Below are 21,446 nucleotides of genomic sequence, written 5' to 3' on the forward strand. Positions count from 1 at the left end.
GCTGCGTTGCAGCTGAACGGCCGTTCAGCATTGGCCGTTGCGCCATGGGGCGCCGCAGGACAGTGCAGGATTGTCTTCACGAGACAATGTCGTTTTCGGAACAGACAAGTGATTCGAACGCGCTCGTTCCATCACGTCCGCGCGAGTACCGTGTCGCAGCATATAACGACAGACAGAAACAACTTCTCACATGAGCCCCCCTTCCCAACGCCGCCTTGCAGCCCTCGGGCTGTCCGGCCTGCTGGCTGCTGCCCTCCCCCTCGCCGCCCAGGCGGCCGAACAATGTGGCCCGGACGCGATGCGCGACCACCCGCCGCAGGTCAATTTCCGCGTCGACAATGACTTGTTCGGCGGCCGCCACCAGGACCAGGGCTACACCAACGGTGCACTGTTGACCCTGGTCTCGCCCAATCTGGTCGATTACACCGACGACCCCTGCCTGCCGCGCATGGCGCGCTGGGTGAACCAGTACCTGGAAGGGCTGCATCCGGGCAAGTTCGAACAGCAGAACATGATCTTCAGCATCGGCCAGGGCATCTTCACCCCGACCGATTTCAGCCGCAGGGACCTGATCGAGGACGACCGTCCTTACGCCGGCGTACTGATCGCAAACTTCGGTTTCAATGCGCGCAGCGGCGACCGCCTGCAGACCACCCAGCTGACGCTGGGCGTGGTTGGCCCGTGGGCACAGGGCAAGCAGGTGCAGAATGCCGTGCACGAAGTGCTGGGCGACGAGAAATTCAAGGGCTGGGACAACCAGCTGCACAACGAGCCCCTGTTCATGCTGACCCATGAGCGCATGCGCCGCTGGCCGGGCGATGCCAGCGTCAATGCCGACGGCTGGGGTTGGGACGCCATCAGCCACTACGGTGGGTCGATCGGCAACCTGGAAACCAAGGCCAACCTCGGCGGTGAAGTGCGCTTCGGCTGGAAGCTGCCGGACGACTTCGGCAGCACGCCGTTGCGCCCGGCCGGTGAGAACACTGCGCCGACCCGCGGCGGCCGTCCCAATGGCTGGTCCTGGCACCTGTTCGCGACCTCGGACGCCGCCTGGGTGATCCGTGACATCACGCTGGATGGCAACACGTTCCGCAACAGTCACAGCGTGGACAAGCGCCATGTGGTGGCCTACGGCGGCTACGGCGTGGCCGTGATGTACGGACGCTGGAAGTTCGCCGCGGCGCGTTACCACAGCACGCGCGAGTTCAACGGCCAGCGCGAAGCACCGGTGTTCGGCAGCTTCACCATCAGCCGATCGCTGTAAGCGAAGCGCCGAGGGTAGTGCCGGCCGCTGGCCGGCTGCCGGCATATCCGGATGGGTTCATAAGGAGCCGGCCAGCGGCCGGCACTACCCACATCCGGATGGGTTCATGAGGAGCCGGCCAGCGGCCGGCACTACCCACATCCGGCGGGAATCATGCGGAGCCGCCATCCCAAAACGGAAAAGACCGGCATTTGCCGGCCTTTTCGTTCACCACGCCGGGGCGTGGATCATTCCGATTCCCACCACATCCAGAAGCTGTCCCACAGGCGCTTGAAGAAGCCGGCCTGTTCAACGGCAGCCACCGCCACCAGCGGTGCTTCGGCCACCAGCTTGCCATCCAGCATCACCTTCACGGTGCCGATCTGCTGGCCGGCGGTGAACGGTGCTTCCAGGGTCTTGGGCACATCGATGCTCGGCTTCAGGTCGTTGTAGCGGCCGCGCGGCACGCTCACCAGCATCGGTTGCGCCACGCCCAGCTGCACCTTGTCGGTGGTGCCCTTCCAGACCTTGTGCTCGGCCACGGCCTTGCCCGGCTCGTACAGGCGGTGGGTCTCGAAGAAGCGGAACCCCCAGTTCAGCAGGGCCAGGCTGTCATCGGCACGCTGCTTTTCCGACTGGCCGCCCAGCACCACGGCCACCAGACGCTGGTCACCACGCTGGGCCGAGCTCATCAGGCAGTAACCGGCTTCCGAGGTGTGACCGGTCTTGATGCCGTCCACGCTGCCATCGCGCCACAACAGCAGGTTGCGGTTCGGCTGCTTGATGTTGCCGACCTGGAATTCCTTGATCTTGTTGTACGCGTAGGTTTCCGGGTAATCGCGCACCATCGCGCGGCCCAGCAGTGCCAGATCGTAGGCGCTGCTGTGGTGACCCGGAGCGGTCAGGCCATGGGCGTTGACGAAGTGCGAATTCTTCATGCCGATCTTGGCGGCATAGCTGTTCATCAGCGAAGCAAAGGCTTCCTCGCTGCCAGCCACGTGTTCGGCCAGAGCGATCGCGGCGTCATTGCCGGACTGGATCGCCATGCCCTTTTCCATGTCTTCCAGGCGCGCAGTCTGGTTGACCGGGAAGCCGCTGTAGCTGCCATCGGTACCCGCGCCACCTTCGCGCCAGGCGCGCTCGCTCATCATCACCTGATCATCCGCACGGACCTTGCCGTTCTTGACCTCGGCGGCGATCACGTAGGACGTCATCACCTTGGTGATGCTGGCCGGAGCCAGCTGTTCATTGATGTTTTCACCGGCCAGCACCTGGCCGGTGGCGTAATCCATCAGCACCCAGGCCTTGGACACGCTGGGCGCGGGCGCCGGCGGAGTGGCAACAGTGGCCGGGGCGGCAGCGGCGGCAGGCGTCGGCGTGGCCGGGGTCGGCAGCGGCGTCTGGGCGGAAGCCAGGCCCACCACCAGGGTGGCGGCCAGGGCGGTGGCGGCGGAACGGAAATTCATTGGACAGCAGGCTCCAGGGGACGGCCGGGAATGGAGGGTGGAACGTAACGGCCATTGTAAGGCCGGGGGAGCATGGGCCGGCAGCACCGGCCCGGGCGGATCAATCCTTGACGATCTGCGGCGAACCCAGGCCCAGACCGGCGATGCGGCCGGCAAGTTCCGCAGCACTGGCATGGTCGCTGGCGGGAACACGCAGGCGGAACAGGGTGCGGCCACCGGCGGCGATGTCACTGATGGTCGCGCCGACGATGCCGGCGGCGTTGAGCTGGCCCATCGCGCGGTTGGCATTGTCGCGGCTGGAGAAGCTGGCGACCTGCACCATCACCGCGCCCACCACCTGCTGCGACAGGCTGGGTGCGGCCGGCGTGGTCGATGCGCTGCGCACCGGTGCCGGCGCCACCGCGCGCGGAGTGGTGCTGGCCACGACAGCCGGAGCCGGCGCCGTGCTGCGCACCGGCGCCGCGCTCGGCGGCAGGCTGCTGACCGCCACGTCCGGCAGCGTGCTGGCCACGCCCTGGGTGGTGGCCGGCTGGCCACGCGCAGGCATGCTGTCGCCCGGCAGGCGCTTGACCAGGCGATCGATGTCGCTGTCGGCGGTGGGGCGTGCGGCTGGCGTCGGGCGCGCACTGGCCACAGCGGCCGCGGCTGCTGCTTCGGCGGCACGGCGCTCGCGGCGCGACGGCTTCTGCGCCAGCAGGTTGCCCTCACCCGGCTGCAGCGCGCGTACCTCCACGTTGCCGGTGCCACGCTGGGTGATGCCCAGGCGCACAGCGGCGGCATAGCTGAGATCGACCACGCGGCCATCATGGAACGGACCGCGATCGTTGACGCGCACGATCACCGACTCGCCGTTGTCGAGGTTGGTCACGCGGGCGAAGCTGGGCAGCGGCAGCGTCTTGTGCGCAGCGGTGAACTGATACATGTCGTAGACCTCGCGGTTGGAGGTCAGGCGGCCATGGAACTTGGCGCCGTAGTACGACGCAGTGCCGCGCTCGACATAGTTGCGGGTGTCGTCGAGCACTTTGTACGACTTACCCAGCACCACGTACGGCGTCTTGTTGCCGATCGCCGAGCGTTCTTCCGCGGTCACTTCCGGCTCGGGGATGCAGGCCACGTTGGGAATGTAGTCCGGCGTGCTGTCACGCACGCCCGGCTTGTACAGGCCACCGGCGGTGTAGTTGCCGCGCGTGCTCAGGTCTTCCTTGGCCGCCGCGTAGGGCGAGCCTTCCGGGCAGTGGGCCGGGCGTGAGCCGCGCCCCTGCACCAGGGTGCCACCCGACTTGCCACCATGGCCGGCCGTGGCCGGCTTCTTCGGCGCGCTGCTGCAGGCAGCCAGCGCGAGGACGATCAAGCCTGGGACCAGCCATCTGATGTTCATGCCGGGGGCAGCTCCTGTCCGGCGATGGCCTGGGACAACTGGAACACGGCCATCGCGTACATCTTCGAGAGGTTGTAGCGGGTGATCGCGTAGTAGTTCTGGAAGCCCAGCCAGTACTGCTTGCCGGTGCTGCCTTCAAGCGTGATCGGCGTGGCCGTGGCGCCCGGCTGCACTGCAGCGCTGGGCTGGTAGCCGCGCTGCGCCAAGTCGGCCAGCGACCAGGTCGGCATCCACTCGGTCGGATTGAATTCCTCGCGGCCCGGCGCCAACGTGGCCGGCACGGCCACCTGGCCACCCCGCACCCAGCCACCCTTCTTCACGAAGTAGTTGGCGATGGACGAGAACACGTCGTCGTAGCTGGTGAACAGATCGCGGCGGCCATCGCCGTTGCCGTCCACCGCGTAATCCAGATAGCTGGACGGCATGAACTGGCCCATGCCCATCGCACCGGCATAACTGCCCTTGAGCGTGGTGATGTCCAGGTTTTCTTCGCGGCCCAGCTCGAACAGCTTGGCCAGCTCATCGCGGAAGAACAGCTCGCGGCGCACTTCGCGTTCCAGCTTGGCCGGGTCGCCGCTGCGCGGGTAATAGAACGCCAGCGTGTACAGCGCATCGAGCACGCGATGGCTGCCGGCATTCTTTCCGTAGCTGGTTTCCACGCCGATGATCGCCACGATCACTTCGGCCGGCACACCGGTGCGCTGCTGCACGCGATCCAGTTCGGCGCGATGCTGGGCCAGGAACGCGCGGCCGCCATCAATACGCGCCTTGCTGATGAACATCGGCCGGTATTCGTTCCACGGCTTGACCCGTTCGGCCGGGCGCGACATCGCGGCAATGATCGGCTGGCGCACCTGCGCCTGGTCGAGCACGCTGCTGATCTGCTCCGGCTTCAGGCCATAGCGCTTGGCGGTATCGGCAACGAAGCGGGCCCGTGCGACCTCGAACCGCACCGGGGTGAGATCGACCGGCGGCGCGGTGGCAGCGGCGGCTTCGGGCGCGGCCTCGGCCGGGCCATGGGCCTTGGCGGCGGGCTGGCGCGGCGTACTGCTGGCCTGGGGCGAAGACGGTGGGGACTTCGGCTGGGTCGCGCAGGCGACCAGGCCGAGGGTGAGCATGCAGGCCAGAGTGCGTCGAATCATCGTCGCAGGTTAGCAGGTCATGGATGAATTAAAACCCCTAACACCATGAATCACAACGATTTGCCTGCGACCAGCGGGAAATGTGAAGACGTCGTGATCACACTTCCCCATTCAGATAGAGGTTGCCGGTTGCGTCCCCATCCCCGCAGACGCAACCGGCGACCGGATCCGGTCGGTACCCGCGCGGCTGCCGCTCCCCAGTGGCAGTGCTCCGCGCTCCCTGTACCCGTTGGATCAGTACTGCTTCCCGCCCGACGCCCCCTCGCGCTGCAACGATTGACGGCGCGCCGTGCCGAACGGGCCGCCATTGTGCAGGCCGATTACGACAAGTCCATTGATCAGGATCAACGCGCTGTAAAAGTGTGAACCAGCTAACGCTTTTTCCGGACTTTGGTCAGCGGGTGTGCTGTCGTGCATCGTTGTGAGAACGCTTCCACAACGGGCGTTGCGCAGAGTCAGGAAGTTTCCAGCCAACGGCGCAGCCCCTCGTGGGTCGCCGCGAAAAGCAGTTCACGGGTGAGGCCAGGTAGATGGGCTGCGCAGGGGCCGCTGCAAGTACATCCATGTAAGCTCGGTCGCCGCATCCATGCGGCTCACGCCCCTGCGCAGCCCATCTACCCGGCCACGGACAGGTTCCGTGCGCATTCACCCACGGAGAAGAAAAGAGAAGATCAAGAGCAAAAGCGGCTTGGCGGGTCGCTTCATTGCCTTGTGTGGAGCCGAAGGCAGCGGCAGGAGCAGCTGCCAACGTCGACCATGGCGACGGCCCGAAGGGTGCCGGTCAGGACGACCGGCATAGCCATGCTCGGCTCACGAGCAAGTGCAGCGCCGCGACCCGCTTTTGATCTTCTCTTTTCTTCTCCGTGGGTGGCAGACCGCCAAAATCTGTCAGAGGTCGGTCGGGTTGGGTTCGCGGGGGGTGTCAGCCGCATGGGCCAGAGGCATGCCTCGGGCGGGTTGGGCAGGACGCCCAACCCCGGTCTTGCCGTGTGCGCAGGACAGCGCACACGAGCAAGCGGCTGCCAAGCCTCCAGGGACGGATTCACGGCGTCCCCCGCGTACCCAACCCGACCGGCCCACCCGCGGCTTCTGCTTTCCGCGACCACCCAGACACCATCCACGAGGGGCTGCGCCGTTGGCTGGAAACCCTATCCCCCGTGCACGGGCCGGTGCCCACGCACCGCCATCACCAGTCCGATGCCGGCCAACAGCGAGACCGCCGATGTCCCGCCATAACTGATCAACGGCATCGGGATGCCCACCACCGGCAACAGGCCGGAAATCATTCCACCGTTCACCAATACGTAGACGAAGAACGCCAGCCCCAGGCTGCCGGCCAGCAATCGTGCATGCGTGTCGCGCGCATGCACTGCGATCCACAGGCAGCGTCCGACCACGAACAGGTACAGCGCGAACAGCGTCGCCACACCGATCCAGCCGAATTCCTCGGCCAGCACCGAAAACGCAAAGTCGGTCGTGTACTCGGGCAGGAAATCCAGCGTGGCCTGGGTGCCCTGCCCCCAGCCACGCCCCTGCCAGCCACCGGAACCGATCGCGATGCGTGACTGCAGGATGTTCCAGCCGGTGCCGAGCGGGTCTGCCGCCGGGTCGAGGAAGGTCAGCACGCGATCCTTCTGGTACTGACGCAACAGACCGAACCACGCCAGTGGTGCGGCCACTGCCAATCCTGTTGCGCCGGTCGCCACCCAGCCCCAGTGCAGGCCTGCCAGCAACAACGCGAACACGCCACTGGCAGTGACCAAGGTGGCGGTGCCGAGGTTCGGCTGCATCAGGATCAGCACGGCGGGAACGCCGATCAGCACTGCGGCCGTCAGCACCGTACGTGGTGAGGGCGGCAACGGCTGCCGGTGCAGGTACCAGGCCATCATCAACGGCAGGCTGAGCTTGAGCAGCTCCGATGGCTGCAGGTAGAAGATGCCCAGATTGAGCCAGCGCTGCCCGTACTTGCCGGTACCGATCACATACACCGCCATCAGCGGCAGCATCGACAACGCATACAACGCCGGTGTCCACGCGCGCAGGCGCAGCAGCGATACACGCGACAGCAGCCACATCGCCACCAGGCCACCGGCAAAGCGCGCCGCCTGCCCGGCTACCGGGCCGGACACGCTGTGCAGCACCGCCAGGCCCACGCCCATCAGGAACAACAACGCGACCAGCAACGGCAGGTCGATCGTGCGCACCGCCTCACGGCAGCCGCCAAGCATTCGTTTCCATTCCACGTGCGCCACGGTAGCAACGGGCGCTTGCGTGAAGCTGTCAGGGTGCTTCTGCGTTTGCAGCGTCGAGCCATGCTCGACCGCCTGAGGTAGCGCCGGGCCATGCCCGGCTGCGGGCCGCCAGATGGGGTCAGAGCCCTTTTCCCATGGAAAAGGGATCCGACCCCGATTCCGGGCTCAGCCGTAGCCGCCGTGTACGGGGTTGTGGCTACGCACGGCCATCACCAATCCGAAGCCGGCCAGCAGTGACACCGCCGAGGTACCGCCGTAGCTGATCAGCGGCATCGGCACGCCCACCACCGGCAGCAGGCCGGAAATCATCCCGCCGTTCACCAGCACATAGACGAAGAACGCCAGGCCGGTAGCGCCGGCCAGCAGGCGCGAATAGGAATCCCGCGACTGGCTGGCGATCCACAGGCAGCGCCCGATCACCACCAGATACAGCGCCAGAACGGTCGCTACGCCGATCCAGCCGAATTCCTCGCTCAGCACCGAGAACGCGAAGTCGGTGGTCTGTTCGGGAATGAAGTTCAGGTGCGACTGCGAGCCCTCGCCCCAGCCCTTGCCATCGAAGCCGCCGGAACCGATCGCGATCTTCGACTGGATGATGTTCCAGCCGGCCCCCAGCGCATCCATCTCGGGGTCCAGGAACATCATGATGCGGTCCTTCTGGTACGGCCGCAGCAGCCAGAACCAGGCCACCGGCGCGACCGCGGCCACGCCGCCCACGCCCAGCCCGACCCACCACCACGGCAGGCCCGCCAGCAACAGCACGAACACACCACTGGCGGCGATCAGCACACCGGTACCGAAGTCCGGCTGCAGCATCACCAGGCCGGTTGGCACGCCGATGATGACCAGCGCCACGAGCACGGTGTTGAAGCGCGGCGGCAGCGGCATCTTGTGCAGGTACCAGGCCACCATCATCGGCAGGCTGACCTTCAGCAGTTCGGCCGGCTGCAGGTAGAAGAATTTCAGGTCCAGCCACTGCCGGCCGTATTTGCCGGTGCCCAGCACGAACACCGCCAGCAACGGGATCATCGAGATCGCGTAGATCATCGGCGTGGCCGAGCGGATGCGCAGGATCGGTACCCGCGAGATGCCCCACAACGCGGCCATGCCCACTGCGAAGCGCGCGCCCTGGGCCATCACCAGGCCGTCGCCACCGGCACTCTTCAGCGTGGCCAGGCCGATCACCATCAGCGCGCCCAGGGCCAGGCACAGCACCCAGTCCAGCGTGCTGAAGAAGCGGCGCAGCATGTCGCCGGCCCAACGCAGGAACACTCTCATCGTGCGGGCTCCGCGGTGGTCGGACGCGGCGTGGCCGGCAACGCGGCCGCAGCCGGCGTCCCCGGCTGTGGTGCGGGTGCGGGTGCCGGTTCCGGCGCGGGCACGCCGACCAGCACCGGGTGTTCGCCCAACTGTGCTGCAGCAAGATCACCGGCCTGGCGTGCGCCCACATCTTCGTTGTCGAATGCGGTCGCGCCGATCGCGGTGGTACCGCGTTCGCTGTCCAGCGGCTGCATGCCTTCAGGCATCTTGCCCAGCAGATAGGCGTCGAACACCTTGCGTGCGATCGGCGCGGCCGCCGCACCGCCGTAGCCGCCGCCCTCCACCGCGATCGCCAGCGCGATCACCGGCTGTTCAACCGGCGCGAAACCGACGAACAGCGCGCGATGGCGCAGGTGCATCGGCAGGCTCTTCGGATTCACCGCGGCGGTGCCCTTGCGGCTGATGACCTGCGCGGTACCGGTCTTGCCGGCCATCGTGTACGGCGCGCCAGCCGCCATGCGTGCCGCGCTGCCGCCAGGCAGCATGGTGGCCATCATGCCTTCGCGCACCGCCTGCAGGTTGTTCGGGTTCGGACTGACCGGTTTGCTCTCGCCCGGGTCGGTCGCCATCCAGTCATGGTCGAACCCGGCACGCTGCTGGATGACCAGATGGGGCGTGCGCAGCTGCCCGTTGGCCAGCCCACTGACACCCCGTGCCAGCTGCAGCGGGGTGACCTTCCAGTCACCCTGGCCGATGCTGATGTTGACTGTATCGCCCGGGTACCAGGCTTCCTTGCGGCTCTTCCGCTTGTAGGCCGGCGACGGCAGGATGCCGCCGATCTCGCCGGTCAGGTCGATACCGGTCGGCTGGCCGAAGCCGTAGTACTCCATGTAATGGTCGAAGCGCTCGATGCCCAGGTCCAGCGCCAGCTTGTAGTAGTAGGTGTTGACCGACTGCGCGATGGATTTGCGCAGGTCGGTCCAGCCATGGCCGCCGCGGTGCGAGTCACCCCAGCCACGCGAGGTGCCGGGCAGGTAGAACATGCCGGTGGACAACACCTTGTCTTCCGGGCGGCGCACGCCGGAATCCAGGCCGGCCAGGCCGATCAGCGGCTTCAGGGTGGAACCGGGCGCGACGCCACCGAGTACCAGGCGGTTGAACTGTGGCCGCGACGGGTTGTCGTTCAGTGCCTTGAAGTCGGCATGGGAAATGCCGTTGACGAACAGGTTGGGGTCGTAGGACGGCAGGCTGACCATCGCCAGCACTTCGCCGGTGCGCGGGTCCATCGCCACCGCCGAACCTTCCTGGTCACCGAAAGCGGCCACCATGGCGCGCTGCAGGTCGGCGTCGATCGACAGCCGCAGATCGGCGCCGGACTGCGCGGCAACGCGGCCGATGGTGCGGATCGCACGGCCCTGCACGTTGGTCTCGACCTGCTCGTAGCCGACCTTGCCGCGCAGCTGCTGCTCGTAATAGCGCTCCAGGCCGGACTTGCCGATGTGGGTCAGCGCGGCATTGCCCTCGCCCAGGATTTCCAGATCCTTGTCATCGACGCGGCCGACGTAGCCGATGATGTGCGCGAACAGATCGCCATACGGGTAGCGACGGGTCAGGTAGGGTTCCAGCTCGACACCGGGGAAACGCCAGCGATCGACGGCGAAGCGTGCCATCTCCTCGTCGCTCATGCGCAGCTTCAGCGTGACCGGCAGGAACTTGCGGCGCGCCTTGCGCGACTTGTTGAACGCTTCCAGCTCTTCCGGGCTGATGCTGATGATCTTCGCCAGCCCTTCCAGGGTGGCGTCCATGTCCTTGACCTTGTCCGGGGTCACATCCAGGCGGAAGGCTGGCACGTTCTCGGCCAGCAGGCGACCGTTGCGGTCGTAGATCATGCCGCGCCCGGGCACCACCGGCCGCGGCTTGATACGGTTGGCTTCCGAACGCGTGGCGTAGACGTCGTGGTCCAGCACCTGCAGCTTGAAGTACCAGCCGCCCAGGCCCAGCAGGCAGACCAGCACGCCCAGGAAACCCAGCGCCGCGCGGCGGCGGAACTGTTCGGCTTCGGCGTGCGGATTCTTGACCTGGCGGCGCGGGATCATGGCTCAGCGCCCGCGCTTGCCGAAGCGCACCGCGTCCAGCAGCACGAACACCAGCGGCCACAGGCCCATGCCCAGCAGCGGTGCCCACCAGTACGACCACGGCAGGGTGGGTTCACCCACCAGGATGTGCACCAGCGCGCTGACAATGCGGTCGTTGAACAGCAGGCCGCCGATGGCCAGCATCTGCTGCGACATCGGGAAGAAGCGGATGCGGGCGCGGAAGCGTTGCAGGATGAAGGCCAGCATCACCAGCCGCAGTGCCTGTTCGCCGAGCACGCCGCCGTACAGCAGGTCGGCCACCACGCCGCTGGCGAAGGCGATGCCCAGACCGACGCGCTCGGGGGCTTCGATCACCCAATAGGCCAGCACCAGCGCCAGCCAGTACGGGCGCAGCGGCTGCAGCAGCGCCGGCAGCGGCAGCAGGCCCAGCAGCAGCGCCACCACCAGGCTGGCCGGCAGCACCCACGGGTTGTCGCGCAGGCGGCTCATCGTTGGGCCTCCGGCGTGGTCGGTTGCCGGCCAGCGGCCGGCACTACCGTGGATCCAGCTGGGGGAGAGCCCCCCTCTTGTTGAGGGGGGCGCGCCGAAGGCGCGGGGGTAAGGAAGGATGCGCGGGCCGGTTGCGCCGAAGGTGCAGTCGGCTGAGGGGGGCGCGCCGAAGGCGCGGGGGTAAGGTGGGATGCCCCCCCGGCAGCCTGGTTTGCCGAAGGCAAACTTGGCTGAAGCAATTCGCTGGCCGCAGGCAAGCGAATTGCTGCACCCGGGCGCAGCAGCAGCACATCACGACCGCGGTCGAGCTGGGCCGCCGGCTTCAGTTCGCCGACCAGGAAGGCATGGGTATCGTCCGGGCGCAGACCGGTGATGGTGCCGACCGGGAAGCCGGCCGGGAAGCGGCCACCGAGGCCGGAGGTGACGATCTCATCGCCCACTTCCACGCCGGCGCTGAGCGGGATGTCGCGCAGTTCCAGCTTATCGCCGCGCCCGTAGACGATCAGGCGCACGCCGTTGCGGGCCACAGTCACCGGCACGGCATGGTCGGGGTCGGTCAGCAGCAGCACGGTGGAGGAACCGCCGGTGACGCTGATCACCTGGCCCATCAGGCCGCCAGCATCGATCACCGCCTGGCCGACGTGCACGCCTTCGCGGCTGCCGGCGTCGAGCACCAGGCGCTGCTTCACCGGGTCCAGGTCGATGTCCAGGATCGGCGCCAGCTGCACGTCCAGGCCACTGCGCTCGGCCACGTTCAGCAGTTCGCGCAGCTGGGCGTTGTCCAGCGCGGCGGTCTGCAGGCGGGTCAGGCGCGCGTTGGCCAGCAACAGCTGGTTGCGCAGTTCACGGTTCTCGTTGACCAGCTGGCCGTGGCTGGCCGCCGAGTCCTTGACCTGGTTGCCGAGCTTGCCCGGCAGGCCCGCCAGTGCCCATACCGGCTGCACCAGGCTGTTGGCCTGCCCGCGCAGCTGCGCGAGCCAGCCGGCCTGGTCGTCAAGCACGATCAGGGTGATGGCCAGTGCGAGATAAGCCAGCAGACGCAGCGGGCTGGCGGCATCACCGGATCGGGAAGCAACGGGAGGTCCGGCGTAGGGCGGCACGGCAACGATTCAACTGGCAGAAGGCGGAAGGGAAACACGCGGGCGCCCCGCCGGTGCCGGCCCACCCTCGTAGTGGGCCGCACCCCGGAGGGGCGCTGCGGGCGCAGGCAGCCGGGACGGCTTATTCCGGCGCAAAGAACTCGTTGCCGTGCATGTCGACCAGTTCCAGCGCACGGCCACCGCCGCGGGCCACGCAGGTCAGCGGATCGTCCGCCACCTGCACGTGCAGGCCGGTCTCCTCGGAAATCAGGCGGTCCAGGTCACGCAGCAGGGCGCCACCACCGGTGAGCACGATGCCGCGCTCGGCGACGTCGGCGCACAGTTCCGGCGGGGTCTGCTCCAGCGCCAGCTTGACCGCGCTGACGATGCCCGACAGCGGCTCGTGCAGGGCTTCAAGCACCTCATTGGAGCTGATCTTGATCATCTTCGGCACACCCTCGGCGAGGTTGCGGCCGGAGATTTCCATCTCGATCACTTCCGCCTGCGGGTAGGCGCAGCCCAGCTCGACCTTGATGCGCTCGGCGGTGGCTTCACCGATCAGCATGCCGTGGTTGCGGCGCACGTAGTTGGTGATCGACTCGTCGAAGCGGTCGCCACCGATGCGGACCGACGCCGAATAGACGATGCCGTTGAGCGAGATCACTGCCACTTCGGTGGTGCCGCCGCCGATGTCGATGACCATCGAGCCACGCGCTTCGGTAACCGGCATGCCGGCACCGATCGCGGCCGCCATCGGCTCTTCGATCAGGAACACGTCACGGGCACCGGCTTCCTCGGCCGATTCCTTGATCGCGCGGCGCTCGACCTGGGTCGAACCGGCAGGCACGCAGACCAGCACGCGCGGGCTCGGGCGCAGCACGCGCGACTTGTGCACCTTCTTGATGAAGTGCTTGAGCATCGCCTCGGTGTAGGTGAAGTCGGCGATGACGCCGTCCTTCATCGGGCGGATGGTGGTGATGTGGCCCGGGGTACGGCCAAGCATCTGCTTGGCTTCGGCGCCTACGGCTGCCACCGAGCGGGTGCCACCGATGGCACGGTCCTGACGCACGGCCACGACCGATGGCTCGTTCAGCACGATCCCCTGCCCGCGCACGTAGATGAGGGTGTTGGCCGTGCCCAGGTCGATGGACAGGTCGTTGGAGAACATGCCACGGAGTTTCTTGAACATCTGAGGAAGGAGTCCTGAGGGGTGTCGTGCCCGCCGCGGGATGGCGAAAAAATGGGCAGAAATCGAGGCCGACAAGCCTAGCAACCCGCCTGCCGCCGAGCAAGGAAAAAACTAGCTGAACCCGCGTCTTCACAGGCTTTCGGCCTGATCGGGTCTCACCCGGTTCTGGCCCTGAGCGGCACCAGCGGGTAACCTTTGCGCCGTCGGGCGCCCAAGGGCGCCGTTTGCTTGCCCGCCGAACCGGGCCGGCCCACCCCAAAATTCACCGCATAGGCTTACATCGATGTCCGCTCTGATCTGTGGTTCTCTTGCCTTCGACACCATCATGGTGTTCCCGGACCAGTTCAAGAATCACATCCTGCCGGACAAGGTGCACATCCTGAACGTGTCCTTCCTGGTCCCGCGCATGCGCCGCGAGTTCGGCGGCTGCGCCGGCAACATCGCCTACAACCTGCACCTGCTGGGCGGCCAGCCGATCCCGATGGGCACCGTGGGTTCGGACTTCGGTCCGTACCGCGAGTACTTCGACGGGCTGGGCATCGACCTGTCGCGCGTGCGCGTGATCGATGAGCTGTTCACTCCGCAGGCGTTCATCACCACCGACCACGACAACAACCAGATCACCGCCTTCCACCCGGGCGCGATGATGCGCTCCTACGAAAACCACGTGCGTGGCGTACCGGGCGTGACCCTGGGCCTGGTCGGCCCGGACGGCCGCGAAGGCATGATCCAGAATGCGCAGGAGTTCCACGAAGACGGCATCCCGTTCATCTTCGACCCGGGCCAGGCCATGCCGCTGTTCAACGGCCCGGAACTGCGCGAGTTCATCGAGCAGGCCGACTACGTGGTGGTCAACGACTACGAGTCGAACCTGCTGCAGGAACGCACCGGCTGGGACGAGAAAGAGATCGTCAGCCGGGTCAAGGCCTACATCACCACCCGCGGCCCGAAGGGCGCGGTCATCCACACCCCGGAAAAGAGCTACGACATCCCGCCGGCGCACGAGCGCCGCGTGGTCGACCCGACCGGCTGTGGCGACGCTTTCCGCGCCGGCCTGATCTACGGCATCCAGAAGGGCTACGACTGGCTGACCATCGGCCGCATGGGCAACCTGATGGGCGCGCTGAAGGTCGAGCACCCGGGCACGCAGAACCAGCGTTTCACCTTCGATGAGTTCAACGAGCAGTTCAAGCAGCAGTTCGGTTACGCGCTGGGCGCGTAAACCGAACTGCCCGCGCATCCCACCTTATCCCCGCGCCTTCGGCGCGCCCTCTTGAACAACAAGGGGGCTCTCCACCCGATGCACTGCTGGGAATGCTGTTGGTAGGTGTCGACCTTGGTCGACACGCTGTGCCCCGGTAGGTGTCGACCTTGGTCGACACGCTGTGCCCCGGTAGGTGTCGACCTTGGTCGACACGCTGTGCCCCGGTAGGTGTCGACCTTGGTCGACACTGCCGGCCAGCGGCCGGCACTACCCCTTCTGCTGCCAGGCCGCCAGCAGTGCGCGGCAATCGGCAAAATGCCAGTCGGCACTGCCTGGCCACGGGTTCTCCGGCAGGTTGACCAGCACGGTATGGACGCCCGCGGCGCGCCCGCACTCCAGGTCGTAGGCGTGGTCACCGACCATCACCGCCTCCGCAGCCCCGATTCCCCAGCGACGAAGATGCTGCTGCAGGCCATCCGGCGACGGCTTGGGCACTGCTTCATCGCGGCCGATGATGTCGGCATCGTCGAACAACGCCCCGACCCCGATCGCCTCCAGCGTCAGCTTCGCCAGCGCATGATCGTTGCGGGTCAGGATGCCCAGCCGGCAGCCCGCCGCCGACAGCGCGCGCAGCAGCTTCACCGCACCCGGTGCCGGCAACGCCTCCTCGGCCAGCGCACGCTCGTGATCCAGCAGCCATTCGCGCTTGGCCTGCGCCGGTGCGTCCGGCAGCGCCGCGATATGGTCGAGGATGTCTTCCTCCGCGGCGATCTCCAGCGCGTGGCGGATCGCGGCGAAATCATGCACAGCGACGGTCAGCGTGCCATCCATGTCGAAGACCCAGTGCCGGATCGCGGACAACGCGTGCACTGCGCTGCCCGCCGCAACCATCACTGCCACCACTGCGGCATGCGGCTGGCGTCGACGCCACCGGTTTCAAACACAGCGGTGCGGGTGCCGCCGGCCTTGACCGGGAACTCGATGCTGATCGACTTGCCCTTGCGCGCCAGCTTCCACAGCGCCTTCTGGTCGGTGATGAACAGGGCAATCGCTTCATCGGTCTTCGGCCGCCACGCTGCCATGGAAATCGGCTTGCCGTCGTCCACGGTCACTTTCACCGTGCACTGCGGGCAACGGAAATCGCCGGCCTGCAGCACCAGGTAGGCATGCCGCTTCCACTCCGGATGATCGCGGAACACCAGCTGCACCGGCTTGGCGCCGCTGCCATCCACGTCCACCCGTTCCTTGCTGTAGATCTGCGCCGAAACCTGGTTGCCCTTGTTGCCCACCGGAATCTGGTTGTACTGCCATAGCGCCTGCATGCGGCGCAGGTCGCGCGCGGCATCGCCCTTGGCCTTGACCTCGTCGAAGCCTGCGGCGATGCGCTCGGCGGCGGCGGTGTCCTTGTACTGGTCCAGCAGCGAGGCGCCATGCAGGCGCGCGCGTTCCCAGTCCTGCGCGGCCACGGCCATGTCGTACTGCTTGGCCACGTCTTCGGCCTTGGCTTCCTTCTGCGCCTGCACGGCGGCCGCGGCGGCTTCCTGCGCCTTGCGCTCTTCCTCGGGGTTGCTGCAGGCGGCCAGGGCCAAGGTGCAGGCAGTGAGCAGGATCAGTCGTTTCATGGCGGAGGTCCTTCGTGTTTTCGCATATCTGTAGAGTCGAGCTTGCTCGACTGCTGTTGAAGAGCCAGTCGAGCAAGCTCGACTCTACAAAAAAAGCGCCGGGGGATTCCCGGCGCGTTTTCTTACTTGGCTTCAGCCTTGGCCAGCATGTCCTGGACCGAGGCGGTGGTGATCGGGTGGTAGCCCGGCTTGGCCTTTTCGAAGGCCTGCTTGGCCAGCTCCAGCCCCTTCGGGGTCTTCACCAGTTCGGCGTAGATCGGCATGATCAGCTTGCGACGGCCGACGCGCTCGATGAATGCAGCCGCGCCTTCATTGGCCTGCTCGTAGCCGCTGCGGATCGCCAGCGGGTACCAGCGCATGGCGATCTCGCCATTCGGGGTGCCGGTGAAGTGGAAGGCCTTGTCCAGCGTGGCCAGCTTGTCCAGCGGCTGGGTGGCGCCCAGGCCGTCGATGAAGCGCACCCATTCCTGCGTGCTCCAGTCGGCGATGACCTGGCTGCTGGGCACGGTGCCGGCGCTGGCGAAGGCGATGCGCGCGGTATCGACGCTGCTGAAGTTGCGCGACTGCGCCTTGGCTGCGAACGCCGGGATGCCCGGCTCGTCCAGCCATGCCTTCAGTTCGGCCTCGGTCACGGCCGACGGATTCTTCGGCAGCAGGTTCTTCTTCAGGTACTCGACGAACTGGTCGGTGTTCGCGCTCTGGAAGGCGTGATCATCGAACCAGCCACGCAGGAACGGATCGAAGGTCTCGCGGCCGAAACGCTGCTCCAGGAATTCCAGGAACCACGAACCCTTGACGTAGGCGACCTGGCTGAGGGCTTCATCGGGGTCACGCTCGTTCAGCGGCGGCAGCGCCAGCGCCTGGTCGGCCGGGCTCATGTCCTTCACTTCGGCCAGCAGGTCGGTCTGGTCGATCTGCTTCTCCATCTCGGCCATTTCCTTGCCGTACAGGGCTTCGGTGATGCGGCCCTGGACGTAGGTGGTGAAGCCTTCATTGAGCCAGATGTCCTTCCAGCTGGCGTTGGTCACCAGGTTGCCCGACCAGCTGTGCGCCAGTTCGTGAGCGACCAGCGAGACCAGCGACTTGTCGCCGACGATCACGGTCGGGGTGGCGAAGGTCAGGCGCGGGTTTTCCATGCCGCCGAACGGGAACGACGGCGGCAGCACCAGCATGTCGTAGCGGCCCCAGCGGTATTCGCCGTACAGCTTTTCGGCGGCACCGATCATCTTCTCGGTGTCTTCGAATTCCTTGGCGGCCTTGTTGACCATGGTCGGCTCGGCCCAGACGCCGGAGCGGCCGGAGATCGGCTCGAACACCAGGTCGCCGGCGGCGATGGCCAGCAGGTAGGACGGAATCGGCTGCGGCATCTTGAAGGTGTAGTCACCGTCACGCGCGGCCTTCGGATCGTTGTCGGCGCTCATCAGCACCATCACGTCCGGGCGCGAGACCACGTGCGCGCTGTAGGTGAAGCGCACGCTCGGGGTGTCCTGCAGCGGCACCCAGGAACGGGCATGGATGGCCTGCGACTGGCTGAACATGAAGGGCAGCTTCTTGCCTTCGGTCATCGACGGCGCCAGCCACTGCAGGCCCGAGGCGGTCGGTGCGGTGTGGTAGGTCACTTCCACCTTGGCCGGCTGTTCCGGGGTCTCGATGGTCAGCTTGCTGCCGAACACCTTGTCGACCGGGGCCAGTTCAAACTTCAGCGCGCTGCGCGCGCCATCGGCACCGACGGCCTCGACCTTGGACACAGTCAGCTCGCGGGTGTCGAGCACCAGCTGCTTGGCGTCCTTCTGCTTCCATTCCAGGGTGTAGGTGGCGGTGCCGCCGATCTGCTTCTGGTCGAAGTCCAGCTTCAGATCCAGCGCGATGTCCTTGATGACGACCTTGTCCGGCTCGGCGTACGAGCTTTCGTCGTGGCTGCGGTTCTCGGCGTTCACGGGGGCGGCGGGGGCCTTTTCGGCAGTCGGGGCGGCGGCGGGCGCGGCCGCCTCCTGGGAGCAGCCGGCGGCCAGGGCCACGGCCAGCGGAAGGAGCATCAGCGGATTACGCATGAATCGGGACCGTTACAGGGATTAAACCCCAATGGTACCTCCCTCCGGCCCGGCAGGCGTTGCGCGGTGCGGGGTAATGGCGGGCAAGGCCGATCCTGCGCCCCGGGCGCATGCCAACCAAGGTTGGCATCTACAGGCAGGTGCCAATTTTGGTTGGCACGGATCCATCAACGCATGCAGCAGGCCCGTGCCGACCAAGGTCGGCACCCACCAGAGCGGATCACCGCAGCGGGCCAGTGCCAACCAAGGTTGGCCCCCACCAGAGCAGGAGTTACAGCTTGTAGCCGGAGTGGATCGAAACGATGCCGCCGGTCAGGTTCTTGTAGTGGCAGCGCTCGAAACCGGCCTGCCCCATCATCGCCTTCAGTTCATCCTGCGGCGGGTGCTTGCGGATGCTCTCGGCCAGGTACTGGTAGCTGTCCGAATCGTTGGCGAACAGCTTGCCCAGCTTGGGCAGGATCTTGAACGAGTGGAAGTCGTAGATCGGCTTGAACCAGTCCGCGGTGACTTCGGAGAATTCCAGCACGCGGGCCTGGCCGCCCACCTTCAGCACGCGGTACATCTCGCGCAGGCCAGCGTCCTTGTCGGTCACGTTGCGCAGGCCGAAGGCGATGGTGACCAGGTCGAAGCTGTTGTCCGGGAACGGCAGGGCTTCGGCGTTGCACTGCACGTAGTCCAGGCCGAGCACCAGGCCGCGGTTGGTCAGGCGGTCACGGCCGACCGACAGCATGCCGGCGTTGATGTCGCCCAGCACCACCGAGCCCTCGGCGCCGACGCGCTCCTTCAGCAGGGCGGCGATGTCGCCGGTGCCGCCCGCCAGGTCAAGCACGCGGTCGCCCGGCTTCACCTGCGCGGTGGCCACGTAGTAGCGCTTCCACGCCCGGTGCACGCCCAGGCTCATCAGGTCGTTCATCAGGTCGTAGTTGCGCGCGACCGAGGTGAACACCTGGCCGACCAGCTTCTGCTTGTCCTTGGCGTCGACGTCGCGGAACCCGAAATGGGTGGTACCGGCTTTGTAGGGGGATTCGCTCATGGCCCCGATTATCGCACCGCCGGGGGCCAGCGGCACCCCCTGCCCGTATCATGGCGGGCCACGACTTACCGGAGCCCCGCATGATCACCACGCCCGACTACCAGGCCCTGCTGCAGACCGCCATCGCCGAAGCCCGCCAGGGCCTGGCCGAAGGCGGCGTGCCGATCGGCGCGGCGCTGTACCACAACGACGGCCGCCTGCTCGGCTGCGGCCATAACCGCCGCGTGCAGGAAGGCGACCCGTCGGTGCACGGCGAAACCGATGCGTTCCGCAAGGCCGGCCGCCAGCGCCGCTACCAGGACACCATCATGGTCACCACCCTGGCCCCGTGCTGGTACTGCTCGGGGCTGGTGCGCCAGTTCAACATCGGCACCGTGGTGGTGGGCGAATCGCGCACCTTCCAGGGCGGCATCGACTGGTTGCGGGAAAACGGCGTCAACGTGATCGACCTGGACAGCCAGGAATGCGTGGACCTGCTGGGTGGCTTCATTGCGCAGCACCCGGAGATCTGGAACGAAGACATCGGTGAATGATCACCACGCAGTGTCCTGTTGAACCCGCTTAATGAACGCTTCAGTGCCGGCACGCCCTAGTGCCGGCAGCGTTTGCGGCCATTGGCGTGAACCCGTGCACAGTCAGCTGCGCAACGTGCACACGCTGCGGTAACACCCCACCCGGCCGCCGCGCCTAGGGTGGGGTTACCGGGACTCCTTTCCCCGGCGGAGCCAGCCATGTGCGCGCACGCCGTACGCCCCACGCCCGACCCGATCCTCGACGCCATCCGCAGGCGCCTGCAGCAGCAGTATGCGCTGCACCAGCGTGGCGCGCTGTTCTGGACCGCCTACCAGAGCATGCAGCTGGAACTGGTACGCGGCCACCCGCTCGATCATGAGCGCCTGTGCAATGCGATGGCCGACATGGCCGAAGAACTCGGCGTGGTCGAGCACGCGCAACTGATAGGCAATCGCAACGCCAGCTGCACATCGCGCTGACGCGGCATCCACTGCCTCATCGGCCACACTCGGATGAACCCCCACTCCCTTTCCACTCAACCGAACTGGATTGTCATGCACGCCGAAGTCCCCACCATTCCCCCGGTCATCAACGTTGACGCCGAGCTTGACCACTGGCGCCGCCAGCATGCCGACGGCGCACTGCCGCACAACTCGTTCGGCTCCTACGTACCGTGGATCAAGTTCGCCTGTGATTCGCTGATCACCCAGCCGCGCGCCAGCAATGCGCAGCGCGACGAGATGTTCCAGACCCAGTACGCCCTGCAGATCATGCCGCGCCTGAGCGAAGCCCAGGCCCGCGAATTCGTTGATCGTTGCTGGCAGCACGTCTACCAGACCAGCCCGGTGCGCCTGCAGGACGCGCCACGCCTGCGCGCCTGACGGCTGCACGGCCCCTGCACGAGCCACTGCCGATCATCCTCGTCACCTGAGTGGGACGACGACGATGAAAGCACGCAACCTGTTCAATACGATCGCCAAGAAGGCCGCGGCCGCCACCGGCTCGCCGTGGACCTTCCTGGCCGCGGTAGCGATCGTGGTGATCTGGGGCATCAGTGGCCCGGTGTTCGGTTTCAACGACACCTGGCAGCTGGTGATCAATACCGGCACCACCATCATCACCTTCCTGATGGTGTTCCTGATCCAGCACACGCAGAACGCGGACACCGCCGCGATGCAGATCAAGCTGGACGAGCTGATCCGGGCGACGGCCGAAGCCAACAACGAACTGTTGGATCTGGAAGAACTGGACGAGGAGCGGCTGGAAGAGATCCGTCGCGAGTACGAGCAGATGGCGCGCGAAGCCGGCGACGCGCTGGCGCGGGTGCGCGCCTGCCATGCAGCGCGGCGCGACGATGAAGCGGTGTAGCAGGTCCTGAAATGACAATGCCGGCCAGCGGCCGGCACTACCATCGATCATCAAGGTAGAG

Annotated in this window: 19 protein-coding genes; 6 read left to right on the plus strand and 13 right to left on the minus strand. The window is 66.6% G+C overall.

Annotated features, from left to right (window positions below):
• Window positions 1-190 precede the first annotated feature (190 nt).
• Complete coding sequence (locus tag AC13GF_RS16980; RefSeq protein WP_032130312.1) at window positions 191-1,264, plus strand: lipid A deacylase LpxR family protein; 1,074 nt, start codon at window positions 191-193, stop codon at window positions 1,262-1,264.
• A gap of 227 nt (window positions 1,265-1,491) precedes the next feature.
• Here the strand turns inward: AC13GF_RS16980 and AC13GF_RS16985 are convergent, their stop codons facing one another.
• The 9 genes from AC13GF_RS16985 to AC13GF_RS17025 form a co-directional block, all read right to left on the minus strand.
• A complete protein-coding gene (locus AC13GF_RS16985) occupies window positions 1,492-2,709 on the minus strand; it encodes a D-alanyl-D-alanine carboxypeptidase family protein (RefSeq protein WP_054172521.1) in 1,218 nt (405 codons plus the stop codon).
• 100 nt (window positions 2,710-2,809) lie between these two features.
• Window positions 2,810-4,087 (minus strand): septal ring lytic transglycosylase RlpA family protein, encoded by a 1,278-nt coding sequence (locus AC13GF_RS16990; RefSeq protein ID WP_483005395.1) that lies wholly within the window; start codon window positions 4,085-4,087, stop codon window positions 2,810-2,812.
• Complete coding sequence (gene mltB / locus AC13GF_RS16995; protein WP_483005396.1) at window positions 4,084-5,229, minus strand: lytic murein transglycosylase B; 1,146 nt, start codon at window positions 5,227-5,229, stop codon at window positions 4,084-4,086. The genes AC13GF_RS16990 and mltB overlap by 4 nt, the downstream gene beginning before the upstream one ends.
• Window positions 5,230-6,377: 1,148 nt before the next feature.
• Window positions 6,378-7,457, minus strand: a complete 1,080-nt coding sequence (gene rodA / locus AC13GF_RS17000; RefSeq protein ID WP_483005397.1) for a rod shape-determining protein RodA — start codon at window positions 7,455-7,457, stop codon at window positions 6,378-6,380.
• A gap of 189 nt (window positions 7,458-7,646) precedes the next feature.
• Window positions 7,647-8,759 (minus strand): rod shape-determining protein RodA, encoded by a 1,113-nt coding sequence (gene rodA / locus AC13GF_RS17005; RefSeq protein ID WP_010481418.1) that lies wholly within the window; start codon window positions 8,757-8,759, stop codon window positions 7,647-7,649.
• Complete coding sequence (gene mrdA, locus AC13GF_RS17010; protein ID WP_483005398.1) at window positions 8,756-10,837, minus strand: penicillin-binding protein 2; 2,082 nt, start codon at window positions 10,835-10,837, stop codon at window positions 8,756-8,758. The genes rodA (AC13GF_RS17005) and mrdA overlap by 4 nt, the downstream gene beginning before the upstream one ends.
• A gap of 3 nt (window positions 10,838-10,840) precedes the next feature.
• A complete protein-coding gene (gene mreD, locus AC13GF_RS17015) occupies window positions 10,841-11,326 on the minus strand; it encodes a rod shape-determining protein MreD (protein ID WP_049470244.1) in 486 nt (161 codons plus the stop codon).
• Window positions 11,323-12,426 (minus strand): rod shape-determining protein MreC, encoded by a 1,104-nt coding sequence (gene mreC, locus AC13GF_RS17020; protein WP_483005399.1) that lies wholly within the window; start codon window positions 12,424-12,426, stop codon window positions 11,323-11,325. Before mreC ends, mreD begins: the two co-directional genes overlap by 4 nt.
• A gap of 121 nt (window positions 12,427-12,547) precedes the next feature.
• The gene (locus AC13GF_RS17025) at window positions 12,548-13,594 is read right to left on the minus strand and encodes a rod shape-determining protein (RefSeq protein ID WP_005419402.1); all 1,047 of its coding nucleotides are present in this window, start codon (window positions 13,592-13,594) and stop codon (window positions 12,548-12,550) included.
• A gap of 283 nt (window positions 13,595-13,877) precedes the next feature.
• Between AC13GF_RS17025 and AC13GF_RS17030 the strand changes: the two genes are divergently transcribed.
• Window positions 13,878-14,816 (plus strand): carbohydrate kinase family protein, encoded by a 939-nt coding sequence (locus tag AC13GF_RS17030; RefSeq protein ID WP_049421386.1) that lies wholly within the window; start codon window positions 13,878-13,880, stop codon window positions 14,814-14,816.
• Between the two features lie 249 nt (window positions 14,817-15,065).
• Here AC13GF_RS17030 and AC13GF_RS17035 read toward each other — a convergent pair whose 3' ends face one another.
• The 4 genes from AC13GF_RS17035 to ubiE all read right to left on the minus strand — a co-directional run bounded on the left by AC13GF_RS17035 (window position 15,066) and on the right by ubiE (window position 19,504).
• A complete protein-coding gene (locus AC13GF_RS17035) occupies window positions 15,066-15,689 on the minus strand; it encodes an HAD family hydrolase (protein WP_483005508.1) in 624 nt (207 codons plus the stop codon).
• A complete protein-coding gene (locus AC13GF_RS17040) occupies window positions 15,689-16,420 on the minus strand; it encodes a hypothetical protein (protein WP_019337678.1) in 732 nt (243 codons plus the stop codon). The genes AC13GF_RS17035 and AC13GF_RS17040 overlap by 1 nt, the downstream gene beginning before the upstream one ends.
• Window positions 16,421-16,542: 122 nt before the next feature.
• Window positions 16,543-18,471, minus strand: a complete 1,929-nt coding sequence (locus tag AC13GF_RS17045; protein ID WP_483005400.1) for a M1 family metallopeptidase — start codon at window positions 18,469-18,471, stop codon at window positions 16,543-16,545.
• 271 nt (window positions 18,472-18,742) lie between these two features.
• Window positions 18,743-19,504: a bifunctional demethylmenaquinone methyltransferase/2-methoxy-6-polyprenyl-1,4-benzoquinol methylase UbiE gene (gene ubiE, locus AC13GF_RS17050; RefSeq protein ID WP_483005401.1), complete on the minus strand. Its 762-nt coding sequence runs from the start codon at window positions 19,502-19,504 to the stop codon at window positions 18,743-18,745.
• An 80-nt stretch (window positions 19,505-19,584) separates the two neighbouring features.
• On the opposite strand from ubiE, the gene AC13GF_RS17055 reads away from it, so the two are divergent.
• The 4 genes from AC13GF_RS17055 (at window position 19,585) to AC13GF_RS17070 (ending at window position 21,385) form a co-directional block, all read left to right on the plus strand.
• Window positions 19,585-20,037 carry a nucleoside deaminase gene (locus tag AC13GF_RS17055; protein WP_005411083.1) on the plus strand — a complete coding sequence of 151 codons (453 nt, stop codon included), beginning with the start codon at window positions 19,585-19,587 and terminating at the stop codon, window positions 20,035-20,037.
• A gap of 198 nt (window positions 20,038-20,235) precedes the next feature.
• Window positions 20,236-20,496, plus strand: a complete 261-nt coding sequence (locus AC13GF_RS17060; protein ID WP_483005402.1) for a hypothetical protein — start codon at window positions 20,236-20,238, stop codon at window positions 20,494-20,496.
• 75 nt (window positions 20,497-20,571) lie between these two features.
• Window positions 20,572-20,898 (plus strand): hypothetical protein, encoded by a 327-nt coding sequence (locus AC13GF_RS17065; RefSeq protein ID WP_014038526.1) that lies wholly within the window; start codon window positions 20,572-20,574, stop codon window positions 20,896-20,898.
• A 64-nt stretch (window positions 20,899-20,962) separates the two neighbouring features.
• Complete coding sequence (locus tag AC13GF_RS17070) at window positions 20,963-21,385, plus strand: low affinity iron permease family protein (protein ID WP_032129005.1); 423 nt, start codon at window positions 20,963-20,965, stop codon at window positions 21,383-21,385.
• Window positions 21,386-21,446: the final 61 nt, after the last annotated feature.

This window comes from Stenotrophomonas sp. 22LJNL06-5-1, from assembly GCF_056861455.1.

Bases quoted from the DNA above. Each gene is read 5' to 3' on its own strand.
- AC13GF_RS16980 (WP_032130312.1), top strand. From the start codon at position 191: ATGAGCCCCCCTTCCCAACGCCGCCTTGCAGCCCTCGGGCTGTCCGGC.
- AC13GF_RS16985 (WP_054172521.1), bottom strand. From the start codon at position 2,709: ATGAATTTCCGTTCCGCCGCCACCGCCCTGGCCGCCACCCTGGTGGTG.
- AC13GF_RS16990 (WP_483005395.1), bottom strand. From the start codon at position 4,087: ATGAACATCAGATGGCTGGTCCCAGGCTTGATCGTCCTCGCGCTGGCT.
- mltB (WP_483005396.1), bottom strand. From the start codon at position 5,229: ATGATTCGACGCACTCTGGCCTGCATGCTCACCCTCGGCCTGGTCGCC.
- rodA (WP_483005397.1), bottom strand. From the start codon at position 7,457: ATGCTTGGCGGCTGCCGTGAGGCGGTGCGCACGATCGACCTGCCGTTG.
- rodA (WP_010481418.1), bottom strand. From the start codon at position 8,759: ATGAGAGTGTTCCTGCGTTGGGCCGGCGACATGCTGCGCCGCTTCTTC.
- mrdA (WP_483005398.1), bottom strand. From the start codon at position 10,837: ATGATCCCGCGCCGCCAGGTCAAGAATCCGCACGCCGAAGCCGAACAG.
- mreD (WP_049470244.1), bottom strand. From the start codon at position 11,326: ATGAGCCGCCTGCGCGACAACCCGTGGGTGCTGCCGGCCAGCCTGGTG.
- AC13GF_RS17025 (WP_005419402.1), bottom strand. From the start codon at position 13,594: ATGTTCAAGAAACTCCGTGGCATGTTCTCCAACGACCTGTCCATCGAC.
- AC13GF_RS17030 (WP_049421386.1), top strand. From the start codon at position 13,878: ATGTCCGCTCTGATCTGTGGTTCTCTTGCCTTCGACACCATCATGGTG.
- AC13GF_RS17035 (WP_483005508.1), bottom strand. From the start codon at position 15,689: ATGGTTGCGGCGGGCAGCGCAGTGCACGCGTTGTCCGCGATCCGGCAC.
- AC13GF_RS17040 (WP_019337678.1), bottom strand. From the start codon at position 16,420: ATGAAACGACTGATCCTGCTCACTGCCTGCACCTTGGCCCTGGCCGCC.
- AC13GF_RS17045 (WP_483005400.1), bottom strand. From the start codon at position 18,471: ATGCGTAATCCGCTGATGCTCCTTCCGCTGGCCGTGGCCCTGGCCGCC.
- ubiE (WP_483005401.1), bottom strand. From the start codon at position 19,504: ATGAGCGAATCCCCCTACAAAGCCGGTACCACCCATTTCGGGTTCCGC.
- AC13GF_RS17055 (WP_005411083.1), top strand. From the start codon at position 19,585: ATGATCACCACGCCCGACTACCAGGCCCTGCTGCAGACCGCCATCGCC.
- AC13GF_RS17060 (WP_483005402.1), top strand. From the start codon at position 20,236: ATGTGCGCGCACGCCGTACGCCCCACGCCCGACCCGATCCTCGACGCC.
- AC13GF_RS17065 (WP_014038526.1), top strand. From the start codon at position 20,572: ATGCACGCCGAAGTCCCCACCATTCCCCCGGTCATCAACGTTGACGCC.
- AC13GF_RS17070 (WP_032129005.1), top strand. From the start codon at position 20,963: ATGAAAGCACGCAACCTGTTCAATACGATCGCCAAGAAGGCCGCGGCC.